The following is a 10,334-nucleotide window of genomic DNA, read 5'->3' as shown; positions in this document are numbered from 1 at the left end:
CCGTAACCTCGCTTCCGGAACACCACGCAAGCGCTCCCCGACCACACCCGGAGGGGGCGCGCACCTATCCGAGCGTGGCGCCTGCGTCCCCAGGTTCAGTTCTCACATCAAATCAGGCAAAAAATGTTCATTTGAACTATCTGTCCAACATGCCGGGCTCGTTACATGGGCTCGACCGTGCCCAGAACCCACCGACCGGCTCCGCCGGGACCTTCTTTGCGAATCACCGGATCAATCTACCGTCGCCCCCGGCACCCGACCAACCACCGGACATAGCGAGCAAACATCACCGCAGGCAGGGGCATTGCAGTGAGTTCGCCAGATGATGTTGCGGTTCTCACATACGTCACTCCTGCGCCATCAGGGCACTTTCGCGCCGCGCTCCGGCAGGCGCCTACGGCACCCGCCCTCGGTGGACCGCCCGCCGGACGACCAAGATCATCGCGGCCGGGTCGGGCGCAGGCCGAGCCGAGCGTCTCGAACCTCGAGCCGAGCGCGCCTCAGCCGAGCAGCGCGCCTGCCGAGTTGCGCCGACCGCAGATCCGAGCACTCGAAGGCCGCAGGTGCCGCTGCGCTGCGCGACCCGCGAACCCGCCGGGTTCCGGCCCGAACGAGAGCCGCACGCTGCGCGCGGAGCTGCGCGGCAACGCGCCGCTGCCGGGGTCGTATCGGAGTAACGGGCCGCTTCCTACTTGTCGCCGGTTCAGGCCACCCACCTGCGCCGTTGCTAGTTGCGCTGCGCACTGGCCAGCCGCCCGCAGCGTCGGAGCAATGGGCTCGCTGCCGCTGGCATTCGCCGTTCAGGCGGTCCACCCGCGCCGTCGTCATCCGCCCTGCGCGCCGTCCAGCCGCCCGCAGCGTCGGAGCAACGGGCCGCCGCTGCCATGAACCGTCCAGGCGACCCACCCGCACCGCTGTCAGTCGCGCTGCGCACCGGCGGGCTTGCGTACCCGCGAGGGGTCGTAGAGGTGGGATTCCGCGCACGAGACCGCAGGTGTGAGCGCGCGGCCCACCAGGATCACCGCCGCCTGCCGCAGTCCGGCGGCTTCGACCTGGTCGGCGATGTCGGTCAGGGTGCCGCGCAGGACCAGTTGCTCGGGTTGACTGGCGCGGTAGACGACGGCGACCGGGCAGTCGGGGCCGTAGTCGGCAGCCAGTTCGGTGGCCAGGGCGCGGACGCGGGTGATGGCCAGGTGCAGCGCGACGGTGGCTCCGGTGGCGGCGAAGTTCGCCAGCGCTTCGGACTCTGGCATCGCGGTGGAGCGGGCCTGGGTGCGGGTCAGCACGACCGACTGCACCAGCTTCGGCACCGTCAGCTCCGCGCCGAGCACCGCCGCGGCGGCGGCATAGGCGGGCACGCCCGGCGTGACGTCCCACGGCACGCTGTGCGCGTCGAGCCTGCGGGTCTGCTCGGTCAGCGCCGAATACAGCGACGGGTCTCCCGAGCACAGGCGAGCCACGTCCTTGCCTTCCGAGGTGGCGCGCACCAGACGCTCGGTGATCTGGTCGAGGTCCAGGTGCTGGGTATCGACCAGCTCGGCGTCCGGCGCGCAGTACGCCAGCACGTCGGGATCCAGATAGGTCCCCGCGTACAGGCAAACAGGCGACGCGCGCAGCAACTCGACCGCGCGCACCGTCAACAGATCGGCCGCGCCCGGCCCGGCCCCGATGAAGTGCACGGTCATGCGCGCGAGTGTATTGACCGCCGTCCACCGCCAACCCAGCGACCGAGCGCCGAAGCTTGCGACTCGATCGCGGCAGGGTCGACAGCGAACCAGCCGCGCCCCGGCCGCGGTACTACGACGACCCCCGGCGACGAGCGCCGAAGCTTGCGGCCCGAACGCCGCGAACCAGTAGCCGGGCAACGGCGGCACCTGGCGACCAAGCGAAAGTTTGCGGCCCGATCACACCGGCTCGACGGCGAACCCAACCCGAGCACCGGTATAATAGCGACACCCCGCGACGAGCGCCTGAGCCCGCGGCCCGAACGCGGCAGGATCTGCGGCGAACCGGCTCGAGCACCAGTAGCGGATACGCCTGCGACACCCGACCACCGGCGAAACGCAGCGGCGGCGATTCGGCCGGTCAGGCGGTGGCGTCGAAGTGGGCGATCACTTTCGTGGGTCGCAGCCGGACCACCAGTTCGCCGGGGACGCCGTTGCGCTTGCCGAATTCCTCGGCGCGGTCCGCGCCCATGTAGCGGCCGCCGATCTCGGTGGCCGTGCGCAGCAGCTCGTCGGGGTCTTCCGAGAGCGTGACCGAGCCCTGCAACTGAACCGACGCATAGGGCGGTTCCTCCAGGTCCACGCACACGGCGATGCGCCCGTCACGGGCGAACGCCTTGCCCTTCGCGGTCGACTTGCCGGTGTTGAAGACCAGCTCGTCTCCCTCGAGGACGAACCACACCGGACTCACCACCGGCCTGCCGTCCGCGGCGACGAACGCCACCTTGCCGGTACGGGTGCCGTGGGTGAGGAACTCGCGCACTTCGGGATCGGAAAGAGAGGCCATCCGCTCACCCTAGGTCGCGGTCGGCCACAGATCACGCGACGAATCGCCGGAACGACTTGCCGGACGACTCCAGCCTCTGTCGTCCACAAGGCGGCAGAGCGCGGCAAATCGTGTCAGTGGCCGTGTCAGGTCGGTGTCAGGGTGTTGTCAGGTCAGACGCTGAAAGTTGTCGCCATGACAAAGGACAACACTTCCTCGACCATCTCGAAGTGGACCGGCATGGTGTCGGTCGACGATACGGCCTTGGCCGTCACCGACACCGGCGGTGCGGGTATCCCCGTGGTCTATCTCAATGGCCAGTTCGCCACTCAGAGCTACTGGCGGAAGGTCATCGCCGAACTCGGTTCCGGGTTCCGGCACATCACTTACGACGAGCGGGCTCGCGGCAAATCGCGGCGTTCGGCGGACTATTCGTTCGAGGCCGCCGTCCGGGATGTCGATGCCGTCCTGGCGGCCAGGGGTGTGGACCGGGCGCTGGTGGTGGGCTGGTCCTACGGGGCAGTCGTCGCGGCGCACTGGGCCGCCCGGAATCCGGACCGTGCCGTGGGTGCGGTGCTGGTCGACGGCGCGTTCCCGCACGACTGGCTCGATGAGGCCATGGAGCAGCGGATCCGCAAGTTGTTCAAGCGGCTGGGCTGGATCACCCCGCTGCTGCGCCCGACAGGGCTGACCCCGCGGATGACCGCCGAACAAATGGCCGACAGCAACATCGAACTCGGCAAACTCTCCCGCGAGCAGGAGCTGGGGCCCGTGCTGGACGACATCACCGTGCCGATGCGGTATGTGGTCGCTTCCGGGACGTCGTTCGGAAGCCGCGGTGATGAGCAAGAACGGATCCGCACCAGCCTCGACGCGGTGACCGTCCGCAACCCGAACATCCGCATCAGCGCGAAGGTCCCCAGCAACCACGGCGCCCTCCTGCGGAAAGACTTCCGCGCCATCGCCGAAGCCGTACACGAGACGGCAGCGGCCCATGACCAGCAGGGTTCGCCGAGCCGATAACCATCGGGTACACGACCGGTCGGCCGGGTTCACCGACGCCGCGACGTACCCCGACCCACCCTGCTAATCCAGACACCCCGGGCATCGACCCGCCCGAATTCCACCATCCGTTCGATCGAACACCCCTAACAGATTTGAAGGAGCACACCACCATGTCCATCACCCTGACCGACCAGGACAAGAGCACTCTGCGGACCGCCGCGTACGGTGCCGTGTCGCTGATGGCCGCCGCTGATGCCACCGGCAAGCCCCACAAGGTCGCCACGAACGGTTCCATCGCCTTGTCGTCGGCGACCGGCCTGGTCGGGCACGTGCTCGCCGCCAAGTCGAAGGACATCAAACTGCCGGGCAAGTCCGTCGCCGAACTCGCCGATCAGGTACTGCCGGCCCTGACCGCCACCATGAGCCTGCTCGAGAAGCAGGATCCGTCCGAGGCCGACAACTTCCGCAACACCGTCCTCGTCGCCCTCGACGCAGCCAACCGGACCCACCAGGGCGAGCCCAGCCCCACCCTGGCCGAGATGACCCGCAAGATCACCGCAGCCCTCGATGCCGCTTGATGGAATGTCGACCCGCAGCGACAGCCGTGTCACGGAGTCCTCTCCGGACCCGTGAGACGGCGTCGCAAACGCGCGCTTCACGTCGGTTCTCGTCGGTCAGCGCACTGTGTTCACGGCCACCGGCCCCACCCGACCACTGGGCACAGCTGAAACCGAACTGATGAACGGTCGTGAAGCCGAGCGTTGCGGCAGGCGCTATCGCGCGGATGCTTTACCGCACCTTTGCTCCTACAAGGCGCCGATGGACCAGGTCGCGCCGAGCTGGTCGACCATTTCGATTGCGGTCACAGGACGCCGAGTGGCGTGGGTGATCTCGGCGGCGCGGCCGGCCGGGCACGTTCTCAGGCTGAAGACTGTGGCGCAGACCGTGCAGTCCTCGACACTGTCGGTGAGGTGGGCTTGGATGTTGCGGCCGTCGAGTGCAGCAACCAAGCCGAACAGGCTGAACGAATTTATGGACATCAGGTATGGAGTTTCTGGTTCGTGGCGTTGCGGAACCCCGCCGCGCGACCGACTCCTTTGTCGGCCTACCGACGCCGTTGTCGAGGGCGGATTCAGGTGACGGCGCTGTCACCACTTGTGCTTGCTGCACGGCAACCAGCCTCATCGAATACGTACCGCCCCCGCATCCGTAGATTCACCTAGACATATACCTATCTATGCAGTCGGCGTTCAGATGAACGACACATGTGTACTTGGGGTACACCAGCCGGTCGACGACTCGTTCCCGCACAATCTCGTGTACCCGCTCGCTCTCTTCGTGCTCGCGCCGTCGATCCCCCGTCTCCGTCCTCGTCGATCTATCCAAAGCCATCCCCACCACCCAACGGCTTCGGACGCGACAAGGTGCCGATGCGCGTCTAGGTCGGTGGCCTCAATTCGACCGCCGCCGTGCCCGGCCGACGACTCCACGGCTGGGCACGCTGCACCGACGGCAGCTGGGTCGGCTTGGTCGAGCTCCTGGCCGCACGGTCACGCCGACCGCCACGGCAGGAGCCGACGAACCGCCTTTCGTCCCGAGGTGATGTGCGGGGGTTGCGACATCAGGGAATCCTTGCCCCGAATACACCACCCGAACGCCAATTCTCGACACCTCAGCTTCTGCGGCGAGGGTGGAGGAGGTGGTGGTTTTCGCGGGGGCGCGGTGGGGGTATGTCGTCGCCGAGATAGTGCTGTCCTGGCGGAGGTCGGTACTGGGCGTATGGAAGGAGGGGTGCAGGGTGGGCGTTTCGACACTGAATCCGGCGCGTACCGATGAACGCGTGGACGGCGCTGTCGTGGAGTTGGATCTCGAGGCCGTGTCGTTGGGGCAGCTGCGTGCCGCGGTGCGGTGCCTGCTCGAGGATGTCGCCGGTCTCGGGATCGAGGACGCGGTGCAGGTATGTGATGAATTGGCCGGCAACGCCGTCGTGCATGCCCGAGCGCCGCGCGGGTGCCGGTTGATCGTCGCCGGCCACGGCTGGTTCCGGGTGGAAGTCGACGACGCCTCACCCGCGCGAGCCCGGATCCGTCGGCCCGATCACACCGGCGGGCGCGGGTTGATCTTGGTCGACCAGCTCGCCACCCGCTGGGGTGTGGACTACCACGGCGGCGGCAAGACGGTGTGGGCCGAACTCGGTACCCGGCGCGGCGGCTGGTGACGTTCAGCTGTCGGGGTCCGGTGCGGGTGGGTCTTGTCGGGAGAGTTCGGCGTTGAGTTCGAGGGCTTCGGCGAGCTGGTCTTCCGGGACGATGATCCGGCACGCCGCCTCCAGCGGGGTGCCCTGATCGACCAGCGCGCGGGCGCGGGCGGCGATACGCAGCTGGTAGCGGGAGTAGCGGCGGTGCCCGCCTTCGGAGCGTCGGTGGGGTCTGTGTTCGGTTGCTGCGCAACACCTCTGTTTCAACGCCGACGGGCCCCGGCGCACAGTGCGCCGGGGCCCGGGATCGAGGGGTTTCTATATCAATTCCAATCGCCGACCCGCAGAGCCGACGTCGAACACCGCGCCCGGCATTTCTTCCCGGGCGCGCAAGGTGTATGCAACTGCTTCAGCGACCACCTCCCGGATCGACAGTTCTGCCTGCGGTAGTTCTTCATCCCCTCCGGCGGCCCGGCCGACTGCACCGGCTTCTCTTCTCCGCCGGAGGGGACGGTAGTTCTTGCTTTCCGGGCAGTTCACCTGCCCGGCCAACCAGACTCTTCATCTCCAACGACAGTGACTGTATACCGGCCTTCACAGAATGTCTACATCCTGGAGGGTAGTTTTTTTCATCCAGGTGAGGTGTTCTTCACGCCGGAACTTCGGTAGAGGTGGAGTGTGGACATCGAAGCGCCCCCAGACGAAGCCGATCGGTTCGCGTTCGAGGCCGGCCGCACGGTGATCGAGCAAGCCAAAGGCATGCTGATGCTGGTTTACGGGATCGGCGAGCAGCAAGCGTTCGAGCTGCTGCGGTCCTGCTCGCAGCACATCAACGTGCGAGTACGCGAGCTCGCCCAGCGCATCCTCACCGAACTACCGACCGCAGGCGGGCAAGCCCCCAAAGCCCCGCTGCGCGTCGATATGAACCGGATCCTCGCCGGACGGTCCCCCCAGCCCGACCAGTAGAGCGCACCTCGGATTCTGCACGACGATGGCCAGGCCGCCCCTGCCTCAACCAATCATCGCACCGCCTCATGGTGTTGAGAATCGATCGATTCTCGGACACCCGCTTTGGAGGGCCTGCCGCGCCCGATCCTGGAGCCGAGACCTTGCCGGCCGGCACTCACCGCCCACTGTTGTTGCGATACGGATCCCTGGACGGTGGGTAGCGCCCTTAAGACGCGCACCAAGAGTGCGATGACAGCGACTCGTCGGTATCGACGTATTCGGCACCCCTCGGATGGCGTGACACTGCTGCGCGCATCATCCACCTGCGCAAACGCCCCGCAGCCCAGGGCGTCTCGCGGACATTCGTTGCCGTCACGCCTCGATTGCCTCGTGTGGCGTGATTCTTACCGGCACCCCGATTTCGGGCCCGCTCGAGCGACCAGCTCGGCGCTGCCGGCCTCGACCGGGCGACGCAGCGGGGCATTACCGGATCCGCAAGCAAGCTGCTCCACGAAATCTACAGTGGGGGTGTGAGAGTGAAAATTTGCGCTGGGCGAACTCGGCACCGAAACGCATGACCCCACCCGACGGCCGAACTGTAACGCTTCGCAACCCCATACTACCGAAACCCACTGTGCCGCAACATTATTGACATACCCGCAAACCGGCGTGTCGGACCTGCGACCGACGTAGACTCTCGAACCGAACCGCCTGTAAGCAAGTAGAGGGAGTTCGGCCATGCTCACAAATGCGCTACCGACTCAACGGAAGTCGACTTACCGTTTATGGAGACGCACTCATCGATGGAGCGATCGTCGTCAGTGTTCGCTATGCCTTGCACGACCATCGTCGGCAACGGTGGACGACACATGAAGTGGGAAAAAAAGATGGCTATACCGTGGTCCGAATTGAAATCTCCGACGACAAGGATACCTACTGCCTCGATGCGGGCAACGCCCAGATCAACTCCGAAGTCAATCTCAGGATCAAAAAATCTAACGGCTCCGACCAGCAGAAATGGTGTTATCGCGAAGACTCACGGGGTCCCAAGATATTCAACTACATGCCCTATTTGAATACGTCCGCCGCATTGAGCCTCAGAGGCGATTTCGGAAACGTCCAGTACGACGCTGTTGTACTGGATAGAAGTTTTTCCGCCGTAAGTCAACTCTGGTATTTCAACGCAAACGATTATCTCGACGAAATCCCGAACTGACGGATCCCTCCCAGGGCCATCGGTGGCGCCACCGTCTAGGGGCGCAGTGGGCAGTCGAACGCAGTCTGACTGTCGCGATTTCACATTCTCAGTGCCCTGATACCGCCGCACGAACGTGCCCCACGAGTAGGTGACCACTTCCACCCTGACAGTGACCGGCCTCGCCGCAAGCTCATCAAGTCGGGGGAAGGCACCGAAGACTTACCGACGCAATTCGTGCACAAGCACGGCCTGGGATCCCGCATCACCGCCAGCGCGACTGGCGCTAACAGGACCATTGCAAAAACGAAGGCTACTGCCTTGAGGAGCGTCCACGCCCCGTGGATAACCGGCATGACGACCGTCCACGCCGCGTAGATTACCAACGCGAGGATCATCCACGCCGCGTGGAACAGCCGTCGTACGGACCGCCGAAACGCGCGCCAAGCGATCTCCAGCCTCCACTGCAACAGCAGCCGTGTCCATGGCGGCCTCTCTGGGGTCTGGGTGCGCTGGATCGCTGGTGCACGATCATCCAGGACCACCGGTCGGCCGTCTAGGGATTACAGCTGGACCAATGAGCCGCCGCCGCGGCCGGCTGATCCGATGACAGCTTTGAGAATCCGGGCCTGGTGCTTCAGAGGCTGGAGCACCTCAACATTTACGAGGGTGCCAGCGGCACTGCTACGGTCGGTGGCCAATCCTGTGGCTCGACATTGGCGGGCTTCTGGCTGAGGTCCTGATCCCAGTCGAATGCCGGTGCCGGTGGCCCCCATTGTCTTGGAGCAACGAACGAAGCAGTCCCGCTACCGAAGCTCACCTTCATGAACCGGGCATCGCCGGTGAAGCTCGCATCGTGGAACGAGACATCGCCGGCGAAGGTCGCACCATTGAACGAGACGTCGCAGGTGAAGGTCGCACTGTTGAACCAGGCGCTGTGAGCAAAGGTCACATAGTGGAACCAGATTTTGCCGGTGAAGGTCGCCTCTCCGAACTCAGCGGTGCGGGTGAAGGTCGCCTCCCCGAACTGAACGTCGCCGGTGAAGGTCGCATCGTGGAACCAGGCACCGCTACTGAAGGTCGCATTCTGGAACCATGCACCGCCGGTGAAGGTCGCACCGCCGAACTGGGCTTTGCGGGTGAAGGTCGCGTCTCCGAACTCGGCGATGCCGGCGAAGGTCGCGCGGCTGAACTCGGCAGAACCCGTAAACGTCGCATTGCTGAAATCGGCACCTTCCAGGTAGGCATTGCGGAAGTCGAAATCGCTTGTCGACCAGCTGTATTCGGTGCGTGGGCGGAGGCGGTTGGCAATGACACGGAGGATGGTCGCGCGGACTTCCCGGTCGTTCTGCCGGTACTCGATGTGATCTTCTGTCTCACCGCGAACTCGCCCATGTTCGATCCGGGGGGCTTTGACCACGAATTTGGTGCGCCCGCTAGCGCCGTGCTCGGTGTCGTAGGGCAGCCGGAGGTATCCGCACAGCACGTCGATGCATTGCTGGCGGCGGAGGCCTTCGGATTCGTCGGCGACGCCGGCCATGGCATAGACCCCTGCGATACGGACCGCGACATCGGTAGCGCCGAGTTGAGCAGCTGCGGCACCGAAGCGTTCGACGAACCGACTCTGCTCGAGGTCGCGCTGGCGGCGGTAGGCGATGACCAGCGCGACGACGCCACCCACGCCGGCGACGACGGTTAAGGCGATGCGGGTTATGTCGATCTCGGCGGCGGTCTTGCTCACGTCGACGGGTGTAATCCACCGTAGGAACCCGTAGGCGGCGACGGCCACCCCCAAGCCCGCAGCAAGGGCGAGTAAGACCGCCGGCAGCAACCGGATCCGTCCCGTGCGGCGCCTGAGCGACGAGCGGGAGTCTTTGATCAGCCACGTGCGCAACGTGGTGGTTCTTGAACGTACTTGCGCGCCAATAGCACTCACCCACCCGGACATTGCTCAATTCTGCTCGACACAACGCCCTGCCACCGAGTGCTCCGTTCAACCCGATGACGAGCAGCACGTTCGAGAGGCCAGAATCGGCCGATTGTGGAGACGCGGCCGTAGCCGATGAGCACACCACCGCCACCGATCGGATCGAGCGCGTCGCTGTCGAGGGTGTCGGTCTCTGCCTTCTGCTCGAGTTGGATCCGGGCGTTCGCGAATTCGGGAAACTCGGCGACCTTCGTTGTCAGCACCGAACGGATAGCGTCCGCCTCCGCAGGGGTGCAATACAGTTGGATCACCACGTAGCTGCTCACTTCGTCGTGCATTTCTCAGATTCTGTGGCAGTGCCGCTTGTGGTAGAACGACCCAGCCAGCATGAAGCCGATCATCGATGCTCTCCGTATGTTTCCCATGTCATTCCCTGAGTTCGGCCTACTCCACGGCTGATCTCGCCGGGCCGCAGGTTGCTTGAACGTGGCGACGGTGTCGATTCCTTACCCCGTGAGGAATGAGCCCGAAGTTGTTGGCCGTCAATGGGTTGGACGGAGAGAACGGCGGAA

General features: G+C 65.2%; 11 protein-coding genes. 5 read left to right on the top strand and 6 right to left on the bottom strand.

Features of this window, described 5'->3' with window-relative positions; translation table 11 throughout:
- Positions 1-917: 917 nt before the first annotated feature.
- Both cobM and IU450_RS31310 read right to left on the bottom strand, forming a co-directional pair.
- Positions 918-1,685: a precorrin-4 C(11)-methyltransferase gene (gene cobM, locus IU450_RS31315; RefSeq protein WP_195153338.1), complete on the bottom strand. Its 768-nt coding sequence runs from the start codon at positions 1,683-1,685 to the stop codon at positions 918-920.
- Between the two features lie 400 nt (positions 1,686-2,085).
- Positions 2,086-2,511: a PPOX class F420-dependent oxidoreductase gene (locus tag IU450_RS31310; protein ID WP_195153337.1), complete on the bottom strand. Its 426-nt coding sequence runs from the start codon at positions 2,509-2,511 to the stop codon at positions 2,086-2,088.
- A gap of 174 nt (positions 2,512-2,685) precedes the next feature.
- Here IU450_RS31310 and IU450_RS31305 point away from each other — a divergent pair, with 174 nt between their 5' ends.
- Positions 2,686-3,513, top strand: coding sequence for an alpha/beta fold hydrolase (locus IU450_RS31305; protein ID WP_195153336.1), 828 nt, complete (start codon positions 2,686-2,688; stop codon positions 3,511-3,513).
- Between the two features lie 152 nt (positions 3,514-3,665).
- Entirely contained in the window at positions 3,666-4,073 is a 408-nt protein-coding gene (locus IU450_RS31300) for a hypothetical protein (protein ID WP_195153335.1), read from the top strand.
- Positions 4,074-4,301: 228 nt separating this feature from the next.
- Here the strand turns inward: IU450_RS31300 and IU450_RS31295 are convergent, their stop codons facing one another.
- Positions 4,302-4,535, bottom strand: coding sequence for a hypothetical protein (locus IU450_RS31295; protein ID WP_195153334.1), 234 nt, complete (start codon positions 4,533-4,535; stop codon positions 4,302-4,304).
- A gap of 758 nt (positions 4,536-5,293) precedes the next feature.
- On the opposite strand from IU450_RS31295, the gene IU450_RS31290 reads away from it, so the two are divergent.
- Positions 5,294-5,713 carry an ATP-binding protein gene (locus tag IU450_RS31290; RefSeq protein WP_195153333.1) on the top strand — a complete coding sequence of 140 codons (420 nt, stop codon included), beginning with the start codon at positions 5,294-5,296 and terminating at the stop codon, positions 5,711-5,713.
- A gap of 3 nt (positions 5,714-5,716) precedes the next feature.
- On the opposite strand, the gene IU450_RS31285 is transcribed toward IU450_RS31290, so the two are convergent.
- Positions 5,717-5,959 carry a MerR family transcriptional regulator gene (locus tag IU450_RS31285; RefSeq protein WP_228835384.1) on the bottom strand — a complete coding sequence of 81 codons (243 nt, stop codon included), beginning with the start codon at positions 5,957-5,959 and terminating at the stop codon, positions 5,717-5,719.
- Positions 5,960-6,370: 411 nt separating this feature from the next.
- On the opposite strand from IU450_RS31285, the gene IU450_RS31280 reads away from it, so the two are divergent.
- The gene (locus IU450_RS31280; RefSeq protein ID WP_324197896.1) at positions 6,371-6,658 is read left to right on the top strand and encodes an ANTAR domain-containing protein; all 288 of its coding nucleotides are present in this window, start codon (positions 6,371-6,373) and stop codon (positions 6,656-6,658) included.
- Between the two features lie 730 nt (positions 6,659-7,388).
- Positions 7,389-7,856, top strand: a complete 468-nt coding sequence (locus tag IU450_RS31275) for an RICIN domain-containing protein (protein ID WP_195153332.1) — start codon at positions 7,389-7,391, stop codon at positions 7,854-7,856.
- Between the two features lie 640 nt (positions 7,857-8,496).
- Here IU450_RS31275 and IU450_RS31270 read toward each other — a convergent pair.
- Complete coding sequence (locus IU450_RS31270) at positions 8,497-9,576, bottom strand: pentapeptide repeat-containing protein (protein WP_195153331.1); 1,080 nt, start codon at positions 9,574-9,576, stop codon at positions 8,497-8,499.
- Positions 9,577-9,767: 191 nt separating this feature from the next.
- Positions 9,768-10,100, bottom strand: coding sequence for a hypothetical protein (locus IU450_RS31265; RefSeq protein ID WP_195153330.1), 333 nt, complete (start codon positions 10,098-10,100; stop codon positions 9,768-9,770).
- Positions 10,101-10,334: the final 234 nt, after the last annotated feature.

Source organism: Nocardia abscessus (assembly GCF_015477775.1).
GTDB lineage: Bacteria > Actinomycetota > Actinomycetes > Mycobacteriales > Mycobacteriaceae > Nocardia > Nocardia abscessus_A.
The sequence above is the reverse complement of the archived record's forward strand: the minus strand, read 5'-3'. Positions and strand labels throughout refer to the sequence as shown.